We start from the raw sequence: 22,770 nt of genomic DNA, 5'->3' as shown, positions 1-22,770 counted from the left end.
GCATGGCCATCAAGGACACGCCCGAGGAGTGGCGGGTCACCGCGACCGTGACCCCGTTCCAGGGCAACAAGACGAGTGTCCGCACGGACGACGTGGTCATGCCGGACGGTTCCGTCGTCAGCCGTGACTACCAGGTCCACCCCGGCTCGGTCGCCGTCCTCGCCCTCGACGAAGAGGACCGCGTCCTGGTGCTGCGCCAGTACCGGCACCCCGTACGGCAGAAGCTGTGGGAGATCCCGGCCGGGCTGCTGGACGTGCCCGGTGAGAACCCGCTGCGCGCGGCCCAGCGGGAGCTGTACGAGGAGGCGCACGTCAAGGCGGGGGAGTGGCATGTCCTGACGGACGTGTACACGACGCCCGGCGGCTGTGACGAGGCCGTCCGCATCTTCCTGGCGCGCGGGCTCTCCGACGCCGAGGGGGAGCGCTTCGAGGTCTCAGAGGAGGAGGCCGACATGGAGCTGGCCCGCGTCCCGCTGAGCGAGCTGGCACGCGGGGTGCTGGCGGGCGAGCTCCACAACAACTGCCTCGTCGTCGGTGTCCTGTCGGTCCTCGCCGCCCGGGCTGGTGACGGACTCGACGCCCTGCGCCCGGCCGAGGCCCCGTGGCCGGCACGGCCGTTCCCCGCGTGACGCCCGGCATCGGTGTGACGATCAGCTGATCCGATCGAGCGATGTGCGGGCCGCGCGCAGCACGGAACGACCTCGGCGCTGAACTACGCTCGGATCGCCCGCACGGATACCCGGCGGGATCAGCTCGTGCGCAGGCGGACGGGAGCGTGACCCGTGACGGATCAGGCGGTGAACATCGGCGACGCCGAGCGGCCCGAGAAGGCCGACTCCACGCCGGCGGCCGCCGGACGTGGTCCTGCTCCGAACACCCCCGCCTCGCCCCACGCCGACCCGACCCCGACCCCGGCACCTGACACCGCCACCGCCGCCGCCCCGGCCCCGTCGCGTCCGGACGCCTCCGAACCGCCGGGGCCGGGCCGGGAGCGCCGTGACACACGCCGTGCGGCCGCCGAGCCGGATGCCCCGAGCGGGGCGGCGGCAGGGCCGGGCGCCTACGGCGACGACGGCGACTTCGGCGACGACCGCGACTTCGGCGACGACGGCGATGACGGTGACGACCCGCACGAGGTACTCGGGCGTCGTGGTTCCGGCGGTGCCGCAGCCGGGCCCGGCGGCCGGACCGGTGCCCGTGCCGGCGGCGACGGGCGTCCCGGGCGTGTCGGGTCCGGCGACCGCCGGTCCCGCACCGAAGGCGACTCCGCCTCCCGGGAGGCGCGGCGGTTCCTCGGGCGGGATCGGGAGCTCAAAGCGCTGCGGGTGGACATCTCGCGGGCCGGGCTGGACACCCTGGCCGGACGGAAGGTGCCCCGCGCGCGCGTGCTGCTCATCGCCGGGCGGCCCGGGTCCGGACGTACCGCGCTGGCCCAGCAGCTGGTGCGGGACCTCGAACGCGGGTACCGGGACGGTGTCCTGCGGGCCAGGCTGACCGAGTCCGGAGGAGACCCCGTACCCGTGGAGCGCGTCGCGCGCGGGCTCCTCGACGACCTGGGGGTGGCCGCGCCCGCCGGGGCCGACGAGGACGAGGTGAGCGAGCTGCTGCGCGCCGCCCTCACCGAGCGCCGCGTCCTGCTGCTCCTCGACGACGCGGCCGACGCCGAGCAGGTGGACGCCCTCCTGCCGGACAACCCCGAGTGTCTGGTCGTGGCGGTCGCGCGCGGCCCGCTCACCGGCATCCCCGACGTCAGGCCCTGCACCGTCGGCGGCCTGGACGCCAAGGCGGCCATCGAACTGCTTGACGGCTACACCGGCTCCGTCCGGATCACCGTCGACCCGCAGGCCGCCGAGACGCTCACCGAACTCTGCGCGGGCCAGCCTGCCGCCCTCGTCCTCGCCGGCGGCTGGCTGGCCGCCCGGCCCACCGCCTCCGTCGCCGACCTCGCCAAGCGGCTGCGCGCCGTCCCCGACGAGGACGTCCGCCCCGCCACGCTCCGGCCCCTGGCTCGCGCCTTCCGCCTCGCGTACGAGGCGCTGCCCGCGCCCGGCGCCCGCGGCCTGCGCCTCCTCGCCCTCGCGCCCCTCGGCCTCGCCGACCCGCAGACCCTGTCCGCGCTGGCCGGGTGCTCGGTCTCCACGGCCGCGTCGCTGCTCGACGGCTTCGTGGCGCTCGGGTTCGTACGGAAGGCGCCGCACGGGCAGTACGAGGTGCCCGGCTGTCTGATGCCCCTCATCAAGGACCGGCTCGCCGCCGAGGACCGGCCCGCCGAGGTGCAGCTCGCCCGGGCGCGCATGCTGGAGCGGACCGTACGGCTCCTCCAGTCCTGCCGGGCGGTCACCGAGGCGGAGGACTCCGCCGCCCGCCGGAAGATCTCCGGGCTGCCCCGCGCTCTGCGCTTCCCGAACCGTGCGGCCGCCGCCCAGTGGCTGCGCGACCGGCAGCCCGTGCTGCTGGCCTCCGCCCGCCTCGCGGTCGCCGACGGCGAGCTGGACACCCTGGCCCGCCGCCTGGTCGCCGCCCTCGTACGGGCCCTCGCCGCGCACCGCGGTGCCGAGGAGGCCGCCCCCGAGCTGTACGGCCTCCACCAGCTGGTCCTCGGTGTCGCCGAGCGCCGCGGCCTGCACCGCGAGCGTGCCGCCGCCCTGCTGAACCTCGGCGACCTGGACACCCGCACCGGCCGCACCCGCGACGCGCTGTCCCGCTACCGGGCCGCCATGGACGCCGGCCGCCTGGCGAACGACCCGTACGCGACCGGCCGCGCCATGGAATCCGTGGGCGGCGCCCACCAGGAGCTGGGCGACTGGCAGCGGGCCGCCGACTGGTACGGGCGGGCCCTCGCGCAGCGGCTCGCCCGGGGCGAGCGGGCCGACCAGGCGCGGCTTTACGGCAGGCTCGGCGCCGTCCACACGTACGCCGGCCGCTACGGCGAGGCGCTGCGCAACTGGCGTGCCGCCGCGGCCGGTTACCGGCGGCTCGCCGATGTCCCGGGCCACGCACGGGCGTTGAGCGAGGCGGCCCGGGTGCAGGAGTACGCGGGCCGCCTCCAGGAGTCCCTGCGTACCTGCGAGGAGGCCGTCGAATGGGCGCGCCGCGCCGGGGACGTTCGCCTCCACGCCGCCCTGCGGCTGCGTCTCGCGGACACCCTCGACCGGCTCGGCGACCCGTCCGCGGCCCGGCTGCACCGCGTCGCCGCGGAGCGGCTCCTCGCCCTCGGCGGCCGTGGCCCCGAGGCAGGCCCGGCAGGCTCCGCGTCCGGCTCCGCGCCCGGCCCCGCAGGTCACGGTGCCTCTGCCACATCCGCCACCCCGGCGGCGCCCACCTATGAAACCCGTAGTGGTTCCGAGAAAAATTAATGCTTTGTAAGGCTAGACACGGGGAAGTCCTTCATTAGACTGGGTGCGCCGCGATTAACCGTGGTGTGCCCCGGTGCGCTGTACTGCATCCGGGTATGTACCGCTGTGTAGCGGTTTGCCCCGTACCCCCTGAATCAAGGACCGTGATCGACGATGAAGGTCGGCATCCCCCGCGAGGTCAAGAACAACGAGTTCCGTGTGGCCATCACCCCCGCCGGTGTGCACGAGCTCGTCCGCAACGGCCATGAGGTCTTCATCGAGCAGAACGCCGGTGTCGGCTCCTCGATCACGGACGACGAGTACGTAGCCGCGGGCGCGCGGATCCTGCCCACGGCCGACGAGGTCTGGGCCACCACGGACCTGCTGCTCAAGGTCAAGGAGCCGATCGCGGAGGAGTACCACCGCCTCCGCAAGGACCAGACCCTCTTCACCTACCTGCACCTCGCCGCGTCCCGCGAGTGCACGGACGCCCTGCTGGAGTCCGGCACCACCGCCATCGCGTACGAGACGGTCGAGCTGTCCAGCCGCGCGCTGCCGCTGCTCGCCCCGATGTCCGAGGTCGCGGGCCGCCTCGCCCCGCAGGTCGGCGCCTACCACCTGATGCGCTCGGCCGGCGGCCGCGGGGTCCTGCCCGGCGGTGTCCCCGGCACCCACGCCGGCAGGGCCGTCGTCATCGGCGGTGGCGTCTCCGGCTGGAACGCCACCCAGATCGCCGTCGGCATGGGCTTCCACGTGACCCTGCTCGACCGCGACATCAACAAGCTCCGCGAGGCCGACAAGGTCTTCGGTACGAAGGTCCAGACTGTCGTCTCCAACTCCTACGAGCTGGAGAAGGCGGTCACCGAGGCCGACCTCGTCATCGGCGCCGTCCTCATCCCGGGCGCCAAGGCCCCGAAGCTGGTCACCAACGAGCTCGTCTCCCGGATGAAGCCCGGAAGTGTCCTTGTCGACATCGCGATCGACCAGGGCGGCTGCTTCGAGGACTCCCGCCCGACCACGCACGCGGACCCGACCTTCCGGATCCACGACTCGGTGTTCTACTGCGTCGCCAACATGCCGGGCGCCGTCCCGAACACCTCCACCTACGCCCTCACCAACGCCACGCTGCCCTACATCGTGTCGCTGGCCAACAACGGCTGGGTCGAGGCGCTCCGCGGCGACGCCGCGCTGGCCAGGGGCCTCAACACGCACGACGGCAAGGTCGTGTACAAGGAGGTCGCCGAGGCGCACGGTCTCGAGCACATCGAGCTCGAGACGCTGCTCGGCTGACGTCTGCTCACTCCCCGTCAACCGCCCGTTAACACAGGGCTTACCGTCCACGCGGGGCCAATGGGGTCGTCAACCTCACGCATCCGGCCGGACCTTGTTCGACAAGGTCCGGCCGGACGCATGTCCGGTCGTATGTGCGTGTCGCCTCAAGTCGCCTCGAACGTAACCCTTTAACCGTTTCGCACACCCGCGAAACGTAGGGATCGGTGGCCCCGCACCCTTGACAGGAAGACGTTCGGTTGCCGACACATCCCGCCGCGTCCGGCCGATTGTGTTGCTGCGGACCGGTGACACGCCATAGAGTCGCCAACCGTCGGCATGGTGCCACGCTGACCTATCGATAAGTTTCCTGGTCACGTCCAAGGAGGTAAGACGACTTGTGAATGAGTCGACATTTACTCCCGGGGCGGCTCAACCAGGAGTGCCCACGGCCGGCCCCGGTGGTCCGCCGTCCGGGTCCGGGTCCGAGGCCGTCGGCTCCGTCGCTGTCCGAACCTTCGCGACGCGCCAGCACATGACGACACCCCACACGATGAAGATGATGGACGGCCAACACGTGAACGCCATGGCCGGCAACGAGAGTGGCCGAGAGTCCACCCACTTCGCCGCCTACGACGAGCTGCCCGAGGGGCACTTCTACGACCCCGACGCCGAGTACGAGCCAGATCCGGAGTACGCGGCCACCCTCGCACCCGACGCTGCCCGGCAGCGCCGCGAGCGGATCGGCCCGACCGGACGGCCGCTGCCGTACTTCCCGATCCCCGGCCCGCTCACCGAGCACGGACCCGCGAAGATCATCGCGATGTGCAACCAGAAGGGCGGCGTGGGCAAGACCACGTCGACCATCAACCTGGGTGCCGCGCTCGCGGAGTACGGACGACGGGTGCTGCTCGTCGACTTCGACCCGCAGGGCGCCCTGTCGGTCGGACTCGGGGTCAATCCGATGGAACTCGACCTCACCGTCTACAACCTGCTCATGGAGCGGGGCATGTCGGCGGACGAGGTGCTCCTGAAGACCGCCGTGCCCAACATGGACCTGCTGCCGAGCAACATCGACCTCTCGGCCGCCGAGGTGCAGCTGGTGAGCGAGGTGGCGCGCGAGTCAACGCTGCAGCGCGCCCTGAAGCCGCTGCTCCAGGACTACGACTACATCGTGATCGACTGCCAGCCGTCGCTCGGTCTGCTGACCGTCAACGCGCTGACCGCCGCACACAAGGTGATAGTGCCGCTGGAGTGCGAGTTCTTCGCGCTGCGCGGTGTCGCCCTGCTGACGGAGACCATCGAGAAGGTCCAGGAGCGGCTCAACCCCGAGCTGGAGCTCGACGGGATCCTCGCCACGATGTACGACTCGCGGACGGTGCACAGCCGCGAGGTCCTGGCCCGGGTCGTCGAGGCGTTCGACGACCACGTCTACCACACGGTGATCGGCCGCACCGTGCGCTTCCCGGAGACCACGGTCGCGGGCGAGCCGATCACCACGTACGCCTCGAACTCGGTCGGCGCGGCCGCCTACCGCCAGCTCGCCAGGGAGGTGCTCGCCCGGTGTCACGCCGAGTGAGTCTGCCCGGTGCCGACGAGCTGTTCCGTACGACCGGGGGCATGCCGCTGCAGGCGTCGTCGCCCCGACGCCCGGCCACGGGCGAGGCCGCCCGGGTGCCCGGCCAGGGCGGTGAGCAGGAGCCGCCGCCGTCAGAGGAGCACTCCGCCGCGGCGGCGGGGGACGGCGAGGCCGCGCAGCAGCCGCGCACGCGCGGCGCGGCGGCGGTCGAGAGCGAGTCCGGTACGGCGACCGGGGGCGCCGCGGCCGGCCCGGGGGCGTCCAAGGCCGCCAAGGGCGCCGCGGCACCGGCCGCGTCGCGGCGTGGGCGCCGCTCACCGAGCCGTCGGCCCAGCGGGCGCGAACGCCACGACGAGAAGATCACGGTCTACGTCTCCGCCGAGGAGCTCATGGACCTGGAGCACGCCCGTCTCGTCCTGCGCGGCGAGCACGGCCTGGCCGTGGACCGCGGGCGCATCGTCCGCGAGGCGGTCGCGGTGGTCCTGGCGGACCTGGAGTCCCGGGGCGACGCGAGCATCCTGGTACGCCGCCTGCGCGGCCGCTGAGCGCGTAGGGCACCGTCGCGCGGGCGCGCCCGGTAGCCTGGGCCGCCGCCCCCGCTGCCCCTGGACCACGATGCCCCCGAACACCCCCCGCCGACGCCGCCCCCTGGGCCGAGGCCCAGCCGTACCCCCGGCCCCGCCTCCCGCGCCCGAAACGGCCCCGGAGGGCGTCGCACCGGCCGGCCATCCCCCGGACCTGAGTGAAGCGGTGGCCGACGCGCCGCTGCCCGCGGTCGCCCCAGAGCCTGGTACTCCCGGCACCGGTACCCCCGTACAGGCCGTCACCAAGCCGCACTCGGCGGAGCGCACACCCGCGCCGGAACCGGCGGAGCCTGCTCAGCCGGCGGAGCCCGCCCGGTCGTCCGGGCCGGCCGACGTGCCGGCCGACGTGCCGGAGGGCTCCGCGGGTGAGGGGGACGGGCGGTTCACCGTACGGCTGGCCAACTTCGAGGGGCCGTTCGATCTGCTGCTTCAGCTGATCTCCAAGCACAAGCTGGATGTCACGGAAGTCGCCCTGTCGCGGGTCACCGACGAGTTCATGGCGCACATCCGGGCCATGGGCCCCGACTGGGACCTGGACCAGACGACCGAGTTCCTGGTCGTCGCCGCCACGCTGCTCGACCTGAAGGCCGCTCGGCTGCTGCCCGCCGCCGAGGTGGAGGACGAGGCCGACCTCGCGCTCCTGGAGGCGCGCGACCTGCTGTTCGCGCGGCTCCTCCAGTACCGGGCGTACAAGCAGATCGCCGAGATCTTCAGCGGGCGGCTCGACCACGAGGGCCGGCGCTATCCGCGTACGGTCGGGCTCGAACCGCACCACGCCGAACTGCTCCCGGACGTGGTCCTCAGCATCGGCTCCGAGGGCTTCGCCAAGCTCGCCGTGAAGGCCATGCAGCCGAAGCCCAGGCCAGAGGTGTATGTGGACCACATCCACGCCCCGCTGGTCAGCGTCCGGGAACAGGCGGAGATCGTCGTCGCCCTGCTGCGGGAGCGCGGCGAGGTCACCTTCCGGGACCTCGCCGGGGACGCGGGCGACACCCTCACCGTCGTCGCCCGGTTCCTCGCGCTGCTGGAGCTGTACCGCGACAGGGCGGTCGCCCTCGACCAGGACGACCCGCTGGCGGAGCTCACCGTCCGCTGGACCGGTGGGGACGCCGTCGCGACCGTGACCGACGAGTTCGACCGCGCCGTGCGGCAGGAGGAGGAGAAGGTCTGATGGAGCTGAAGCCGGCCCTCGAGGCCGTCCTCATGGTCGTCGACGAGCCCGCGACCGAGGAGCACCTCGCCAAGGTGCTCGAACGCCCCCGGCGCGAGGTCGCCGACGCCCTGCGCGAGCTGGCCGACGAGTACGACCGCCAGAGCCGCGGCTTCGAGCTGCGCGCCGTCGCCGGCGGCTGGCGGTACTACACCCGTCCCGCCTACGCCCCCGCCGTGGAGAACTTCGTCCTCGACGGCCAGCAGGCCCGCCTCACCCAGGCCGCCCTGGAGACCCTCGCGGTCGTCGCGTACCGCCAGCCGGTCAGCCGTTCACGCGTCTCGGCGGTACGCGGAGTGAACTGCGACGGGGTCATGCGCACCCTCCTCCAGCGCGGTCTGGTGGAGGAGGCGGGCGCGGAACCCGAAACAGGTGCGATCCTGTACAGGACGACGAACTACTTCCTGGAGCGGATGGGCCTGCGCGGCCTGGACGAACTCCCCGAGCTCGCGCCCTTCCTCCCCGAGGCGGACGCGATCGAGGCCGAGACGCAGGAAGGTGTCCCGTCGTTCGATCCGGATGCACCGGATTCCGAGGACGCAGACGACAAGACGGAACTTTGATGCGAAGCAGCAGCGGCAGGAACAGCAGCGGAAACAACGGCGGGAGCCGTGGTGGCAACAGCGGCGGCCGCGGCAGCAGCGGCGGCCGCGGCAATTACCGGGGTGCCGGTAACAGCCGCGACGACAAGCAGGGCAGGCCCCGCAAGCCCCGCCCCGAGGAGCGCAGCTACGACGTGGGCGGCACGTCCGACGGCCCGAAGCGGGGCCGCGGCGCCGCCGCCCGTGGGGGCGCCAAGGGCGGCCCCCGGCAGTCGCCCCAGCGGGGCGGCGGCCGCACGGCCCCGGCGCGTACGCGTGAGCTGGACGCCCGGATCGAGGAGCGCAACCGCGAGCGGTACGCGAACAAGCCGCAGATCAAGACGCCCAAGACGTTCCCCGGCGCGGAGCAGGAGGGCGAGCGGCTGCAGAAGGTGCTCGCCAGGGCGGGCATGGGCTCGCGGCGCGCCTGCGAGGAGCTCATCGACCAGGCCAGGGTCGAGGTCAACGGCAAGATCGTCGTCGAGCAGGGAACCCGCGTCGACCCCGACAAGGACGAGATCAAGGTCGACGGCCTGACCGTCGCCACCCAGTCCTACCTCTTCTTCGCGCTGAACAAGCCCGCCGGCGTCGTGTCGACGATGGAGGACCCGGACGGCCGCCAGTGCCTCGGTGACTATGTCACCAACCGTGAGACGCGGCTCTTCCACGTCGGCCGGCTCGACACCGAGACCGAGGGCATCATCCTGCTCACCAACCACGGTGAGCTTGCCCACCGGCTGACCCACCCGAAGTACGGCGTGAAGAAGACCTACCTGGCCGCCATCACCGGCCCGCTGCCGCGTGAGGTGGGCAAGCGGCTCAAGGAGGGCATCCAGCTGGAGGACGGCTACGCCCGCGCCGACCACTTCCGGGTCGTCGAGCAGACCGGCAAGAACTACCTGGTCGAGGTCCAGCTGCACGAGGGGCGTAAGCACATCGTGCGCCGGATGCTCGCCGAGGCGGGCTTCCCGGTCGAGAAGCTGGTCCGGACCGCGTTCGGCCCGATCGCGCTGGGTGACCAGAAGTCGGGCTGGCTGCGCCGTCTGACGAACACCGAGGTCGGCATGCTGATGAAGGAAGTCGGTCTGTAAACGACACCCCGGAACACCCCCGGAACACCCCCGGAACACCCCGGAATATTCCGGAACATTCCGGCGTCGATCCGCGCGAAAGCCCGCGGCCCGCACAGGGTCGCGGGCTTTCGCGCTTGTGGGGCACGCCCGCGCGCTTTATAGTCAAAGTGACTCTTAAGGGTCCCGGTGTACGGCGCCCCATGGACCTGGACCGACGGGGGTGGACCAGGTCCATGGGGCCCGTACGCGCACCCGCACACACCGACGACCCGCCACCCCAGGCTCCGGAGCCAGCGATGAACGCCGCCGCGCAGGTCCCCGACGGATACGACCCGCACGCCTTCGAACCGTTCGCCGTCACCGTCGACCTCGCCGTCTTCACGATCCGCGAGGAGCGGCTGCACGTCCTGCTCGTCCGGCGCGGCGAGGAGCCGTACAAGGACTGCTGGGCACTCCCCGGCGGCTTCGTGCTGCCCCGCGAGTCCGCCGACGACGCCGCCCGCCGCGAACTCGCCGAGGAGACCGGCCTGTCCGACGCCACCGCCGCCCATCTCCACCTGGAGCAGCTGCGCACCTACAGCGACCCGGACCGCGACCCGCGCATGCGGGTCGTCTCCGTCGCGTACGCCGCCCTCGGCCCCGGTCTGCCGGAGCCGCGCGGCGGCGGCGACGCGGCCCACGCCCAGTGGCTCCCGTACGGCACCCGGGGTCCGCTGGCCTTCGACCACGACACGATCCTCGCCGACGCCCACGAACGCGTCGGCGCCAAGCTCGAGTACACCTGCCTGGCCACCGCGTTCTGCCCGCCCGAGTTCACCCTCGGCGAGCTGCGGCAGGTGTACGAGACGGTGTGGGGCGTCGAACTCGACCGCCCCAACTTCCGGCGCAAGGTCCTCGCCACCCCCGGCTTCGTACGGCCCGTGGAGGGACCACCGCGCCTCACCGGCGGACGGGGGAAACCGGCCGCTCTCTACCGGGCGGGTGACGCGACCGCCCCGCATCCACCGCTGCTGCGACCGGAACGACGGGAGACGACGACATGATCGCTGCCAGGACCACCACCAAAAGGGCCGCCACGGGGGCGCTGACCGGGCTCGCGCTGGGCGACGCGCTGGGCTTCCCGACCGAGTTCGACGACGTGCCGTCCATCCTCGCCAAATGCGGGCCCTGGCGGGAGATGGAGCTGCCCAGGCCGGCGATCGTCACCGACGACACCCAGATGACGCTCGCCCTGGCGCGCGGCATACGGACCGCCATGGACCGCGGCGTGCTGGCCCCACTGCGGCTGGCCCGGCCGGTACGGGAGGAGTTCGTCGAGTGGTACCACTCGCCCGAGAACAACCGCGCCCCGGGCAACACCTGCCTGGTGGCCTGCCGAGCGCTGGACAGTGACCGCCCCTGGCAGGAGGCGAGCCGGATCGGCTCCAAGGGCTGCGGCGCCAACATGCGCGTCGCGCCCGTCGGACTCGTGCCCGGGCTGAGCGAGGAGCAGCGCGCGGGCGCGGCCCAGTTGCAGGCCGCGCTCACGCACGGGCACCCCACCGCGCTCGCGGCCTCCGACCTGACCGCCCGGGCCGTGTACCTGCTGTCCCAGGGCGCCGAGCCGCTCGGCCTCGTCGGGCTGCTCCGCTCGTACGCGTACGAGAACCGCTCCCGCTATCACGAGAAGTGGCTCGGCGACCTGTGGACCCGCTCCCGGGACCGGTCGCCCCGGCACTTCGCCGAGCGCGGCTGGGACGAGTGTCTGGCCGTGCTGGAGAGACTCGACAAGGCCGTGCGCACCGCCAACCCGGAGACCGATCCGTGCCTGGTCACCGGCGAGGGCTGGATCGCGGAGGAGGCCCTCGCTACGGGGCTGCTGTGCTTCCTGCTCTTCCCCGAGGAGCCCGTCACCGCCCTCCGCCGTGCCGCCTGCACCAGCGGCGACTCGGACTCGATCGCCTGCCTGACCGGCGCCTTCGCCGGTGCCCACCTGGGCGCGACCGCCTGGCCCGAGGAGTGGGCCGAACGCATCGAGTACCGCAGCGACCTGCTCACGCTGGGCGCGCTCTGGGATGCTTGATCATGTGATCGAACACCTGGACCTCTCCGCCGTCGTCGCCGAGCAGCCCGACCCCGTGCTCTTCGCCACAGTCTCCGGCGCCCACCTCTACGGCTTCCCGTCCCGCGACTCGGACGTGGACCTGCGCGGTGTGCACCTGCTGCCGGTGGACGCACTGATCGGGCTGCGGGAGGCGGCGGAGACCCGTTCCCGATGGGGGTACCTCCCTGCTCCGGAGGAGCCGGGAGCCCGGGGGAGGGACCGGGACGCTGTCGAGATGGACCTCGTCACGCACGACCTGCGGAAGTTCGTCCGGCTGATGCTGCGGCGCAACGGCTACGTACTAGAACAGCTGCTGTCGCCGTTGGTGGTCCACACCACCGACCTGCACGCCGAACTCGTCGCGCGCGCACCGGAGGTGCTCACCACCCATCACGCCCATCACTACCGGGGCTTCGCCGGCACCCAGTGGCGGCTCTTCGAGAAGAACCATGAGCTGAAGCCGCTGCTCTACACCTTCAGGGCCCTGCTCACCGGCATCCACCTGATGCGGGCGGGCGAGATCGAGGCGCACCTTCCGACGCTGCTCGACACGGTGGGGGAGGCCCCGGCGTACCTGGGGGAGCTGATCGCGGCCAAGGCCGAGGCCGAGCACGGCCCCATGACCGGTGTCGGCTACGAGCGGGCGCGGGAGGACGTCGAGGCACTGCACGGTGTGCTCGACGCCGCCCAGAAGGCGTCCGCCCTGGGTCGTGTCCGGCGGATCATGCCTGGGCCGCGGGGTCTGGCACGCGCATCTGCGGCGTTGTCGTCGGTTGTCGATTCCCCCAAGCTCTCGACTCCGCTCGAGCAGGGGGGGACCCCCCCGCATCGACGCCCTCCTCCGCCTTGCACCTGCACGCACCAGACCCCGCTCATCAGCAGGACAAGGGCACCCGGCTCGGATGTCGGCATGATCCGCCGGACACTCCCTAGCCGACTCCCCGGCGGGGGCGTACGACGCGCTGCACGACCTCGTCGTGCGGGCCCGGCTCGGGAGCGTGGGCGAGGGCTGAACGGAGGCGGACCCGGAACAGGAAGTCCTCGACCCGGGCGCGGTCCGGTTCGGCGGGGAGCGGGGACTCCGGGAGGGCCGCCTCCGCCTCGGAGGCCAGCCGCGTCATCCAGGACTCGGCCTGCGGCCACGGGACCTCGCCGCGCTTCACCGCCAGCAGGCGGTCACGGGCGGCGGCGCCCACGTCGACGGCCAGCTCGCCGGTGCGCAGGAGGTCACGGCAGCTCCCGAGAAGCCGGAGCAGGTGCATGGCGTGCTTCCAGCGGGGTGCCCCCTGCTGCCGGACGTCCGCTTCGAGCTTGCGGCGCTGTGACAGGGCGTACCGGGTGAAGGTCTCGTACACGTGCCGGGACAGGAACGCCCCGCGCAGGGCGAGGAGTTCGCGGCCGGTGTCGTCGAGGTGCTCGACGAGCGGCGAGTGCAGGCACTCCAGGATGTTGGGGTTGCCCCGCAGGGCGAGTTCGCAGAAGCGCTCCAGTTCCCAGCTGAACTGCTCGTCCCGCGGGCCCTCGACATGGGTGGGCGGCTTGGCGAAGCGCCACTGGAGCGGCGTCGGGGCCAGGAAGACCCCGCGGCGGTCGGTGTCGCTGTCCTCGGTCGCCAGGCCGAAGGCCCGGGAGCCCATGACGCAGGAGTAGACCGTGTGGTCGCGTACCAGTGCTTCCGGCGTGATGTCGTCCCAGGGCATGGGCACGACCCTACGCCGGGCGGTCACGACAGCCTGATGGTGTCCCCGCTGACCGTGATCTCGCGCGCGGGCAGCGGCCGCGTGGCCGGTCCGGCCGCCACCGACGCGTCGGTGATCCGGAACCGGCTGCCGTGGCACGGGCAGTTGATCAGCCCGTTGGCCACCGACCCGACCGTGCACCCCTGGTGGGTGCAGACCGCGGAGAACGCCTTGAACTCGCCCGCCACCGGCTGCGTCACGACGACCTTCTCGTCGCGGAAGATCGTCCCCCCGCCGGCCGGGATGTCGGAGGTCGCGGCGAGCTCCTCCCCTTCGGGCGGCGATTCGGCGCCGTTGCCGCACCCCGACGTCAGGGCGGCCGCGGCGGCCGCGGTCAGGGTTCCGGCGAGGACGGTACGGCGGCGGGGCGCGGGCTGCGACAGCCCGGGAGGGACGGGACACATGCTCCCATCCTGGTCCCCATCACCCCGGCACGGAAGTAAACCCGCCGGACACTACGCCCACGGGACCAGCTCCAGGGCCTTCCCGTCCGCGCCCCGGCGCACCTCGAGCACGGCCACGACGGCCGTGCGCTCGACCGGGCCGTGGACGTGCGGGAACACCCCGTCCCCGGAATCCTCCCGGCGGACCTCGACGCCCAGCCGTGCCTCGTCGATCACCAGCGCAAGCAGCGGCCCGGGCACGCGCCGGTAGTGCGCGTCGGCGACGGCGAGCGCCGACGCCCCGTCGGGCGAGCAGTGCACGAAGCCCTCCTCGGCGAGGGAGGCGGGGCGGTACGGAAGCCCCGGGTCGGTGGCCCACTCGCTCAGGGGCACGACATGGAACAGCATGCGGACAGTCTCGCTCAGCCGAGGACGCGCCGAAGCCGACGGAAGCGGGCGTCGCGGGCGTCCCGGGCGAGAGCCGCCCGTGGTGCGAAGGTGTCGAAGCCGTGGAGGCCCGGGCCGGGCCCGCCCCGGTCGCGGGTGAGCGGGGCGAGCGCCGCGGCGAGTCCGCCGCCGGCGCTCTTTCCCCCGACCATGAAGCGGTCCGCGCATGTAGTACGGCAGACGCAGCGACCCAGACCCTGACCGTGGGTCTGGGCCGCGCCGCGGCGTCCCGCTTCTGCCGGGCGGCGAGGTTCGCCGGGGTGAAACGGCCGCACGCCCCCGCACGACCTTGACTAGGCTGAACCGCACAGCAGGTCGCACAGGCGGAGGAGCAGACGTGGCGGTACGAGCGGTCCGGGGGGCCGTCCAACTGGAGCGGGACGACGCCGAGCACATGTACGAGCAGGTCGGCGCCCTGCTCACCGCGGTGCTCGAGCGCAACCAGCTCACCGCCGACGAGCTGATCAGCGTCTGGTTCACCGCGACCCCCGACCTCCGCAGCGACTTCCCCGCCGTCGCCGCACGCCGGATCGGCATCGTCGACGTACCGCTGATCTGCGCGCAGGAGCTGGACGTCGACGGCGCGATGCCACGGGTCGTCCGCGTCCTCGCCCATGTCGAGACGGACCTGCCCAGGCCCGCGGTCACCCATGTCTACCTCGGCGCCGCAGCCGCCCTCCGCAAGGACATCGCCCAGTGAGAACCGCCGTCGTCATCGGAACCGGGCTGATCGGTACGTCGGTCGCCCTCGCCCTCACCGACCGGGGCGTCACCGTCCACCTCGCCGACCACGACCCCGCCAGGGCCCGCACCGCCGCCGCGCGCGGCGCGGGCACGGACGCCCCGCCCGAGGGCCCCGTCGACCTCGCGGTGGTCGCCGTGCCGCCCGCCCATGTGGCCGGCACGCTCGCCGAGGCCATGCGCGCCGGGACGGCCAGGGGCTACCTGGACGTGGCCAGCGTCAAGGGCGGCCCCAAGCGGGAGCTGGAGGCCCTGGGCGTCGACCTCTCCTCGTACATCGGCTCGCACCCCATGTCCGGCAAGGAGCGGTCGGGCCCGCTGGCCGGCAGCGGCGACCTCTTCGAGGGCCGCCCCTGGGTCCTCACGCCCACCCGGGACACCGACACCGAGGTGCTGAACCTCGCCCTGGAGCTGGTCGCGCTCTGCCGGGCCGTCCCGGTCGTCATGGACGCCGACGCCCACGACCGGGCTGTCGCCCTCGTGTCGCACACCCCGCAGCTGGTCTCCTCGATGGTCGCCGCGCGGCTGGAGCAGGCCGAGGAGACGGCCGTACGGCTCTGCGGGCAGGGCATCCGCGACGTCACGCGTATCGCGGCGTCCGACCCGCGCATGTGGGTCGACATCCTGTCCGCGAACCCCGGCCCGGTGGCCGACGTCCTCGCGGCCCTCGCGGCCGACCTGGACGAGACGGTCCGCTCGCTGCGCGCCCTGCAGTCCGCCGACGACGACAAGCGCCGGGAGGGCGTGACCGGCGTCGAGGACGTCCTGCGCCGCGGCAACACCGGCCGCGCCCGCGTCCCCGGCAAGCACGGCACCGCCCCCACGGCGTACGAGACGGTCGCCGTCCTCATCAGCGACCAGCCCGGCGAGCTGGCCCGGATCTTCGCGGACGCGGGCCAGGCGGGTGTCAACATCGAGGACGTCCGTATCGAGCACGCCACCGGCCAGCAGGCGGGCGTGGTGCAGCTCATGGTCGCCCCGTCGGCGGCTCCGCCGCTGTCGGCGGCCCTGCGGGAGCGGGGCTGGGCACTGCGGCAGTAGCGGCGCGGGCCGTCCGCGGAAGCGGCCGGTGCCGGGGTAGCTCGAATGGGTGCGAGGAGCGGCGTGGACAGTCGGTAACCTTGTGCTGGGCCCTCGGCAACCGGCCGGCCCTCTCCCATGTGCGCAGGAAGGTGTCCGACACCGTGGAATCCGTGATCGTCGCCATCGACGGCCCCTCCGGTACGGGCAAGTCGAGCACCTCCAAGGCGGTCGCCGCCGAGCTCGGCCTGAGTTACCTGGACACCGGCGCCCAGTACCGGGCGATCACCTGGTGGATGATCACCAACGGGATCGACGTGACCGACGCCGCAGCCGTCGCGGACGCCGCCGGCAAGGCCGCGATCGTCTCCGGCACCGACCCGTCCCACCCGACGATCAGCGTCGACGGCGTGGACGCCTCCGGCCCGATCCGCACCCAGGAGGTCACCTCCAAGGTCAGCGCCGTCAGCGCGGTGCCCGAGATCCGCGCCCGGATCACCGGGCTCCAGCGGTCCATCGCGGCCGCCGCCCCGCACGGCATCGTCGTCGAGGGCCGCGACATCGGCACGACCGTCCTCCCGGACGCCGACCTGAAGATCTTTCTCACCGCGTCCCCGGAGGCTCGCGCCGCCCGCCGCGCCGGTGAGATCAAGGGCGCGGACGTCTCCGCCACCAGGGAAGCCCTGATCAAGCGGGACGCGGCCGACTCCAGCCGCAAGACCTCCCCCCTGGCCAAGGCCGACGACGCCGTCGAGGTGGACACCACCGAGCTGACGCTCCAGCAGGTCATCGAGTGCGTCGTCACCCTCGTGGAGGAGAAGCGGGCGGCCGTCAAGTGAGCCCTTCGGCGAAAGGCGCCGCCGTCGGGCGGGGCATCGGCATCGGCCTGATGTACGGGCTGTGGAAGCCCCGTGTGCTGGGCGCCTGGCGCGTACCCGCGGCCGGCCCGGTCATTCTCGCCGTCAACCACGCCCACAACCTCGACGGCCCCATGCTCATGGGCACCGCACCCCGCCCCGTGCACTTCCTCATCAAGAAGGAGGCGTTCGTCGGCCCGCTCGGCCCCTTCCTGGAGGGCATCGGCCAGGTGAAGGTGGACCGCTCGTCCGCCGACCGCGCCGCCATCACCGGGGCTCTCGGCCTCCTCGCCGACGGCGGCGTCCTCGGGATCTTTCCCGAGGGCTCCCGCGGCGAGGGCGACTTCGCCTCGCTCCGCGCCGGCCTCGCCTACTTCGCCGTGCGGTCGGGCGCGCCGATCGTCCCCGTCGCCGTCCTGGGAAGCAACGAGCGGAGCGGACGGTTGATAAAGGGGCTGCCCCCGCTGCGCAGCCGCGTCGACGTCGTCTTCGGCGACGCCTTCCAGGCGCAGGAAGGGGTGCGAAGCTCGGACAAGGGCGGTGGCGGTAGACGGGAGGGCGGGAGCGGCCGCCGCACCCGCAGGGCGCTCGACGACGCCACCGTACGCATCCAGGAGCGGCTCACCGCCCACCTGGAAAACGCCAGGCGCCTCACCGGGCGCTCGGCCACACTCGAGTAGTGAGCTCCGGGGCACCGGCCCCGGCCACAGGCCCCCGCGGCTCACCGACCACCACGAAACACGAGGAACGGACTTCATGAACGACCAGCACGACCACGGGGCACTTGGCGACGCCGAGTACGCGGAGTTCATGGAGCTCGCATCCGAAGAGGGCTTCGACATCGAGGAGGTCGAAGGCGCGATCGAGGCGGCCGGGCACGGCCCGCTGCCCGTCCTCGCCGTCGTCGGCCGCCCGAACGTCGGCAAGTCGACCCTGGTGAACCGCATCATCGGCCGCCGCGAGGCCGTCGTCGAGGACAAGCCGGGCGTCACCCGCGACCGCGTCACGTACGAGGCGGAGTGGGCCGGCCGGCGCTTCAAGGTCGTCGACACCGGCGGCTGGGAGCAGGACGTCCTCGGTATCGACGCCTCCGTCGCGGCCCAGGCCGAGTTCGCCATCGAGGCCGCCGACGCCGTCGTCTTCGTCGTCGACGCGACCGTCGGCGCGACCGACACCGACGAGGCGGTCGTGAAGCTGCTGCGCCGGGCCGGCAAGCCCGTCGTACTCGCCGCGAACAAGGTCGACGGCCCGTCCGGCGAGGCCGACGCCGCCGCGCTGTGGTCCCTCGGCCTCGGCGAGCCGTTCCCGGTCTCCGCGCTGCACGGCCGCGGCACCGGCGACCTCCTCGACGAGGTCCTGAAGGCCCTGCCCGACGCGCCTGCCCAGACCTTCGGCACCGCCGTCGGCGGCCCGCGCCGTATCGCGCTGATCGGCCGCCCGAACGTCGGCAAGTCGTCCCTCCTCAACAAGGTCGCGGGCGAGGAGCGGGTCGTCGTCAACGAACTCGCGGGCACCACCCGCGACCCGGTCGACGAGCTCATCGAACTGGGCGGCAGGACCTGGAAGTTCGTCGACACCGCCGGCATCCGCAAGAAGGTCCACCTCCAGGAGGGCGCGGACTACTACGCCTCGCTGCGTACCGCAGCCGCGGTCGAGAAGGCCGAGGTCGCGGTCGTCCTGATCGACACCACCGACTCCATCTCGGTGCAGGACCAGCGCATCATCACGATGGCGGTCGAGTCGGGCCGCGCGCTCGTCATCGCGTACAACAAGTGGGACGAGCTCGACGAGGAGCGCCGCTACTACCTGGAGCGCGAGATCGAGACGGAGATGCAGCAGGTCGCCTGGGCCCCGCGTGTCAATGTCTCCGCCCGGACCGGCCGCCACATGGACAGGCTCGTCCCGGCGATCGAGACGGCCCTGGCCGGCTGGGAGACCCGCGTCCCCACCGGCCGTCTCAACGCGTTCCTCGGCGAGCTGGTCGCCGCCCACCCGCACCCGATCCGCGGCGGCAAGCAGCCCCGCATCCTGTTCGGCACGCAGGCGGGTACGAAGCCGCCCCGGTTCGTGCTGTTCGCGTCGGGCTTCCTGGAGCACGGTTACCGCCGGTTCGTGGAGCGGCGGCTGCGCGAGGAGTTCGGGTTCGAGGGCACCCCCATCCACATCTCGGTGCGGGTGCGCGAGAAGCGAGGCAGGAAGAAGTAGCCGACGGGCACATACGGCGGCGGGGCCGGGGTGACGTGATCGTCGCCCTGGCCCCGCCGCCGTTCACAGCCCTCTGCGTGGTGCCGGTGGCAGCGCCGCCGGCACCGGCCCCGGATACGGGCGGGCGGCCGCGTAACCGGCGCCGTGCTGGGTCTGGAGCCCCTGGCCGTGACCGTGCGTCCCGCTCCCCGTGCCGCCGTTGTGGACCTCCGTGCCGTGGGTGCCGACGGTGTCGGCCGCCGCCAGCACGCCGAAGCTCTTGAAACCGAGGTCCTCCTCGCCGCTGCGGTCACCCGGCAGCGCCCGGAAGGACCGGCGGTACTCGGAGTACAGCGCGTCGTAGATCGGCGTGGCCGAGTAGCCGGACGGCTCGTCCTGCGCCGGGCGCATGGCGGGGATGTGCTGATACGACTGACGGGAGGGCTCGTATGAGTGCTGCACGTAGGTGCCAACGACCCCGCCGCCCGTCGGATGCGGGCCGTACGGGGAAAACGCGGGCCGTATGGCGGGCCGCAACGTGTCCATCAGGAGGTGCCGGCCAGCGGCATGGCGGCGGCGACCAGACGGCCGTTGGCGGCCGCCTTCTCCAGCGCGTCGTGGAGCAGGTCCTCGCGGGGCTGCTGGCCGATGGAGCCGACCGGGGCGGCGAACACCAGTACCGTGTGCGACTTGTTCGCCGCGGCCCGCCAGCCGTCGGTGACCTGGAGCGGCTGGTGCGCCTGCCACCAGGCGACCGGGCTGCCGCCGCCCGTACCGGGCTGCAGGATCGCGTGCAGCTGGCCCATGGCGAGGAGCACGGACCAGCCCGAGAGACCGGACGGCTTCCGGTTCAGGTCGGACACCGGAAGGAAGCCCTGCTCGATGAGGAGCGGCAGGAACTCGTCACCGGCGCCGACGGAGCCGGGGCGGGCGATCGGCTCGGTCGGCTCGACGACGAGCGCCGGGTGCAGGTCGCCGTCGATGAGGATCAGACCGCTCGTCACGCCCAGTACGGCCTGTTCGGTGCCGTTGGGCAGCTGGGCGGGGGTGGGGCCGTGCGGCTCCTCGGCCGTGATGGACCGGACCGCGCCCTGCAGCTGCTCCTCGGAGACCCTCACGACCTGGGAGGGGATGCAGGTGGAGTGGGCGAAGGCGAGGACCGCGGTCTCCTCGCCGACGAACAGCACGGTGCTGGTGCGTTCCTGCTCGGTGTCGCCCGGGGTGCGGCAGGAGGTGCAGTCGTAGCTGCCCGGGGCGTTCTCGCCGGCGAGCAGCCGGTCGGCTTCTTCGTCACCGATCTCGGCGCGTACGTCCTCGCTGACGTCGAGCATGCGCGGCACGGGTTGCTCCTCGGATTTGTTGGTGCGTGTGGTGCCGGGCGGAATCCCGGCACGTCTCATGACGAGTTCAACGGGTGAGCTGTGGCCGGGGTCACGCGCGTGCGAGTACCGAATCCAGCCGTTCGGGCCGGTTCGACGCGGTGTTCGTGGGTCTGCCGACCGGGTGGGCTTTCCGGGACGGGGCGCGGCACGCCGGTGGGGTGCGGCGGGTGGTGAGGAGGCGGCGCCTAACGTGTGTCCGATGCTGCCCCTCGCCTTGGTCATCGCCCTCGCCCTCGGCCCCGTCGCCGGACCGGCCGCGCCGGATGCCGGACCGGCCGCACCGGTCCGCGGGGGTACCGCCCGGTCCGCCGACCCGCCGCCGCCCGCGCCCGCCGGGCCTCCGGCGCCGGGGCCCGAGCCGGGCCATACCCGGGGCCACCACTCCGTCGGCGACGGCACGCCCGGGGACTGTCCCGGGGACTGGCCGTGGGGGTGTGTCGCGCTGTGCGAGAGCAGCGGGCGGTGGGACATCGACACGGGCAACGGCTACCGCGGCGGGCTGCAGTTCCGGCAGTCGACCTGGGAGGCGTTCGGCGGCCTCGCCTACGCGCCGCGCGCCGATCTCGTCGGCCGCGAGGAGCAGATCACCGTCGCGCAGGAGGTGCTGCGGTGGCAGGGATGGCGAGCGTGGCCCGAGTGCTCACGGAGGTACGGGCTGTCCGGCCGGTTCCATACGATCCTGCCCGGCGACACGCTGAGCGCCGTCGCACCGCGGTTCCGGATCGAGGGCGGCTGGAAGGCGCTGTACGCGGCGAACCTGAACGTCGTGGGGGAGGACCCCGACCTGATCACGCCCGGCATGATGCTGCTCATCCCGGAGGGCGCCGCAGCACAGCCGCTTCGGCGGCCTCACCGCTGAACACCACGGCGCCGCGCCGCAGTTCGTGGACGAGCGTGCCGGGCGGCAGACCGCCCGGCAGTCGCTGCTCGGCCGTGACGAGCGCGGTGCCGTGCGCGCACAGGCCGCCCAGCAGGGCGTACGTACGGGCCGCCACGGCGGGTGCCATGCCCAGCGCGGGCTCGTCGACGAGGACGACACGCGAGGTCCCGGCGAAGGCCCGGGACAGCGCGAGCATGCGCTGCTCACCGCCGGAGAGGGTGCCCGCCCGGCGGTCGAGGAGCGGACGCAGCTCGGGGTAGGCGTCCAGGGCGTACGCGAAGTCCTTTCCGTCGGCCGCCAGTCGCAGGTTCTCGGCGACGGTGAGGGTCGCGTACACCGCCCGCAGGTCCGGTACGAAGCACAGGCCGCGGCGGGCGCGCTGGTGCGCGGGGAGGCGGGTCACGTCGGCGCCGCGCCACAGCACCCGCCCGGAGGCGGGCCGCACCGCGCCCGCGAGGGTGCGCAGCACGGTCGTACGGCCGGAGCCGTTGCGGCCGAGCAGTACGGTCGCCGTCGCGGCGGGCACGGGCAGGTCCACGCCGTGCAGTGCCTCCAACGGGCCGTAGCGGACGCGGACGGCGCGCAGCTCCATCTCGACGGTCACGTCACGATCCTCCCGGCCTCCATCACATGCACGGTGTGCGCGATGTCCGCGACCAGGTCCGGGTCGTGCTCGACGACGAGGACGGCCATGCCGTCGGCCGCCAGGGCCCGCAGGACGCGGGCGAGCGCGTCGGTCTCGGCCGCGTCCAGGCCGGCGGCGGGCTCGTCGAGCAGCAGGCTGTGCGGCCGCCCCGCGAGCGCACGCCCCAGCTCGACCCGGCGCAGGGCGCCCGTCGACAGCCCGGCGGCCGGACGGGCGCGTACGGGCCCGGCCAGGCCGACCAGCCGCAGCACCTGCTCGGCGGTGGTGCCGGGGGCGTCGCGCACGCGGCCCTGCTCGGCGCCGAGGCGTACGTTCTCCTCCACCGTCAGGGACGGGAAGACGGCCAGCTCCTGGAACGTACGCGCGATCCCGAGCCGGGTCCGCGCGTGGGCGGGCCGCCGTGTGATGTCGGCCCCGTCGAGCGTGACCCGCCCCGCGACCGGCCGCACGGTCCCGGCCAGGCAGTGGAACAAGGTGCTCTTCCCGGCCCCGTTGGGTCCGACGAGAGCGGTGACCCGGCCGGGCGGCAGCGCGAAGTCGACACGGTCCAGCGCGGTGAACCCGGCGTACCTGACGGTGAGCCCGTGGCCCCGGAGCCGGGGGAGCGGTCCGGGGCCACCGCCCCCGGGACCGCGTGCGGCCCCGGCACCCCTGGCACTGGTCCTGGCCGTCGGCGGCATGTCCTCGGTGCGGGCGCGCTTTCGTCGATCGCGCCTACACGGCGGAAGGAACACTCGTCCCCAGAGCCACCCGAGGCGCGGTGATCACCTCGCCGCA

25 protein-coding genes and 1 pseudogene are annotated in these 22,770 nt (G+C 73.1%); 18 read left to right on the top strand and 8 right to left on the bottom strand.

The annotated features are described in order from the left end of the window. Window positions 1-2 precede the first annotated feature (2 nt). From FVS66_RS00205 to FVS66_RS00155, 11 genes and pseudogenes are all read left to right on the top strand, one after another. A complete protein-coding gene (locus tag FVS66_RS00205; RefSeq protein ID WP_149178888.1) occupies window positions 3-629 on the top strand; it encodes an NUDIX hydrolase in 627 nt (208 codons plus the stop codon). Between the two features lie 690 nt (window positions 630-1,319). Continuing rightward, on the top strand, window positions 1,320-3,356 hold the full coding sequence (locus tag FVS66_RS00200; RefSeq protein ID WP_149178899.1) for a tetratricopeptide repeat protein: 2,037 nt from the start codon (window positions 1,320-1,322) through the stop codon (window positions 3,354-3,356). Between the two features lie 153 nt (window positions 3,357-3,509). Continuing rightward, a complete protein-coding gene (ald, locus tag FVS66_RS00195; protein WP_149178887.1) occupies window positions 3,510-4,625 on the top strand; it encodes an alanine dehydrogenase in 1,116 nt (371 codons plus the stop codon). A 514-nt stretch (window positions 4,626-5,139) separates the two neighbouring features. Next, complete coding sequence (locus FVS66_RS00190) at window positions 5,140-6,183, top strand: ParA family protein (protein WP_399224545.1); 1,044 nt, start codon at window positions 5,140-5,142, stop codon at window positions 6,181-6,183. Next, window positions 6,168-6,728 (top strand): hypothetical protein, encoded by a 561-nt coding sequence (locus tag FVS66_RS00185; protein ID WP_149178885.1) that lies wholly within the window; start codon window positions 6,168-6,170, stop codon window positions 6,726-6,728. Before FVS66_RS00190 ends, FVS66_RS00185 begins: the two co-directional genes overlap by 16 nt. 70 nt (window positions 6,729-6,798) lie before the next feature. Beyond that, a complete protein-coding gene (locus FVS66_RS00180) occupies window positions 6,799-7,938 on the top strand; it encodes a ScpA family protein (RefSeq protein ID WP_149178884.1) in 1,140 nt (379 codons plus the stop codon). Next, on the top strand, window positions 7,938-8,540 hold the full coding sequence (scpB, locus tag FVS66_RS00175; protein WP_149178883.1) for an SMC-Scp complex subunit ScpB: 603 nt from the start codon (window positions 7,938-7,940) through the stop codon (window positions 8,538-8,540). The genes FVS66_RS00180 and scpB overlap by 1 nt, the downstream gene beginning before the upstream one ends. Continuing rightward, window positions 8,540-9,649 (top strand): pseudouridine synthase, encoded by a 1,110-nt coding sequence (locus FVS66_RS00170; protein ID WP_149178882.1) that lies wholly within the window; start codon window positions 8,540-8,542, stop codon window positions 9,647-9,649. Before scpB ends, FVS66_RS00170 begins: the two co-directional genes overlap by 1 nt. Before the next feature lie 278 nt (window positions 9,650-9,927). Continuing rightward, window positions 9,928-10,674 (top strand): NUDIX domain-containing protein, encoded by a 747-nt coding sequence (locus FVS66_RS00165; RefSeq protein WP_149178881.1) that lies wholly within the window; start codon window positions 9,928-9,930, stop codon window positions 10,672-10,674. Then, window positions 10,671-11,693 (top strand): ADP-ribosylglycohydrolase family protein, encoded by a 1,023-nt coding sequence (locus tag FVS66_RS00160; RefSeq protein ID WP_149178880.1) that lies wholly within the window; start codon window positions 10,671-10,673, stop codon window positions 11,691-11,693. The genes FVS66_RS00165 and FVS66_RS00160 overlap by 4 nt, the downstream gene beginning before the upstream one ends. Next, window positions 11,686-12,420, top strand: a pseudogene (locus FVS66_RS00155) (DNA polymerase beta superfamily protein); the annotation flags it as partial. The gene FVS66_RS00160 and the pseudogene FVS66_RS00155, both read left to right, overlap by 8 nt. A 223-nt stretch (window positions 12,421-12,643) precedes the next feature. Here FVS66_RS00155 and FVS66_RS00150 read toward each other — a convergent pair. Genes FVS66_RS00150 through FVS66_RS34715 form a run of 4 tightly spaced genes read right to left on the bottom strand, consistent with a single transcriptional unit; the run spans window position 12,644 to window position 14,435 of the window. Further along, window positions 12,644-13,414 (bottom strand): DNA polymerase beta superfamily protein, encoded by a 771-nt coding sequence (locus tag FVS66_RS00150; protein ID WP_149178879.1) that lies wholly within the window; start codon window positions 13,412-13,414, stop codon window positions 12,644-12,646. Between the two features lie 23 nt (window positions 13,415-13,437). After that, window positions 13,438-13,857: a Rieske (2Fe-2S) protein gene (locus tag FVS66_RS00145; RefSeq protein WP_149178878.1), complete on the bottom strand. Its 420-nt coding sequence runs from the start codon at window positions 13,855-13,857 to the stop codon at window positions 13,438-13,440. A gap of 51 nt (window positions 13,858-13,908) precedes the next feature. Next, entirely contained in the window at window positions 13,909-14,244 is a 336-nt protein-coding gene (locus FVS66_RS00140; protein WP_149178877.1) for a DUF952 domain-containing protein, read from the bottom strand. A 14-nt stretch (window positions 14,245-14,258) separates the two neighbouring features. Beyond that, window positions 14,259-14,435: a hypothetical protein gene (locus FVS66_RS34715; RefSeq protein ID WP_316248154.1), complete on the bottom strand. Its 177-nt coding sequence runs from the start codon at window positions 14,433-14,435 to the stop codon at window positions 14,259-14,261. A gap of 185 nt (window positions 14,436-14,620) precedes the next feature. On the opposite strand from FVS66_RS34715, the gene aroH reads away from it, so the two are divergent. From aroH to der, 5 genes are all read left to right on the top strand, one after another. Beyond that, window positions 14,621-14,983, top strand: coding sequence for a chorismate mutase (gene aroH, locus FVS66_RS00125; protein WP_149178876.1), 363 nt, complete (start codon window positions 14,621-14,623; stop codon window positions 14,981-14,983). Further along, on the top strand, window positions 14,980-16,065 hold the full coding sequence (locus FVS66_RS00120; protein WP_149178875.1) for a prephenate dehydrogenase: 1,086 nt from the start codon (window positions 14,980-14,982) through the stop codon (window positions 16,063-16,065). The genes aroH and FVS66_RS00120 overlap by 4 nt, the downstream gene beginning before the upstream one ends. 131 nt (window positions 16,066-16,196) lie before the next feature. Further along, window positions 16,197-16,883 (top strand): (d)CMP kinase, encoded by a 687-nt coding sequence (gene cmk, locus FVS66_RS00115; protein ID WP_149178898.1) that lies wholly within the window; start codon window positions 16,197-16,199, stop codon window positions 16,881-16,883. Further along, window positions 16,838-17,581 (top strand): lysophospholipid acyltransferase family protein, encoded by a 744-nt coding sequence (locus tag FVS66_RS00110; RefSeq protein WP_149178874.1) that lies wholly within the window; start codon window positions 16,838-16,840, stop codon window positions 17,579-17,581. Before cmk ends, FVS66_RS00110 begins: the two co-directional genes overlap by 46 nt. Before the next feature lie 76 nt (window positions 17,582-17,657). After that, window positions 17,658-19,106: a ribosome biogenesis GTPase Der gene (gene der / locus FVS66_RS00105; RefSeq protein ID WP_149178873.1), complete on the top strand. Its 1,449-nt coding sequence runs from the start codon at window positions 17,658-17,660 to the stop codon at window positions 19,104-19,106. A 63-nt stretch (window positions 19,107-19,169) separates the two neighbouring features. On the opposite strand, the gene FVS66_RS00100 is transcribed toward der, so the two are convergent. Both FVS66_RS00100 and FVS66_RS00095 read right to left on the bottom strand, forming a co-directional pair. Beyond that, the gene (locus tag FVS66_RS00100; protein WP_149178872.1) at window positions 19,170-19,496 is read right to left on the bottom strand and encodes a hypothetical protein; all 327 of its coding nucleotides are present in this window, start codon (window positions 19,494-19,496) and stop codon (window positions 19,170-19,172) included. A gap of 134 nt (window positions 19,497-19,630) precedes the next feature. Continuing rightward, the gene (locus tag FVS66_RS00095; protein WP_149178871.1) at window positions 19,631-20,425 is read right to left on the bottom strand and encodes a hypothetical protein; all 795 of its coding nucleotides are present in this window, start codon (window positions 20,423-20,425) and stop codon (window positions 19,631-19,633) included. A gap of 241 nt (window positions 20,426-20,666) precedes the next feature. On the opposite strand from FVS66_RS00095, the gene FVS66_RS00090 reads away from it, so the two are divergent. Continuing rightward, entirely contained in the window at window positions 20,667-21,326 is a 660-nt protein-coding gene (locus tag FVS66_RS00090; RefSeq protein WP_149178870.1) for a transglycosylase family protein, read from the top strand. Here the strand turns inward: FVS66_RS00090 and FVS66_RS00085 are convergent. Both FVS66_RS00085 and FVS66_RS00080 read right to left on the bottom strand, forming a co-directional pair. After that, a complete protein-coding gene (locus FVS66_RS00085; RefSeq protein ID WP_149178869.1) occupies window positions 21,277-21,951 on the bottom strand; it encodes an ATP-binding cassette domain-containing protein in 675 nt (224 codons plus the stop codon). The genes FVS66_RS00090 and FVS66_RS00085 overlap by 50 nt on opposite strands. Further along, a complete protein-coding gene (locus FVS66_RS00080; protein ID WP_149178868.1) occupies window positions 21,948-22,673 on the bottom strand; it encodes an ATP-binding cassette domain-containing protein in 726 nt (241 codons plus the stop codon). The genes FVS66_RS00085 and FVS66_RS00080 overlap by 4 nt, the downstream gene beginning before the upstream one ends. Here FVS66_RS00080 and FVS66_RS35605 point away from each other — a divergent pair. Continuing rightward, window positions 22,628-22,770: LamB/YcsF family protein (locus tag FVS66_RS35605; protein ID WP_262386720.1), on the top strand; the 143-nt coding region annotated here is incomplete at its 3' end. The genes FVS66_RS00080 and FVS66_RS35605 overlap by 46 nt on opposite strands.

The organism is Streptomyces sp. TRM49041 (genome assembly GCF_008271805.1).
Taxonomy (GTDB): domain Bacteria; phylum Actinomycetota; class Actinomycetes; order Streptomycetales; family Streptomycetaceae; genus Streptomyces.
This window is presented reverse-complemented; position numbering and strand designations above follow the sequence as displayed.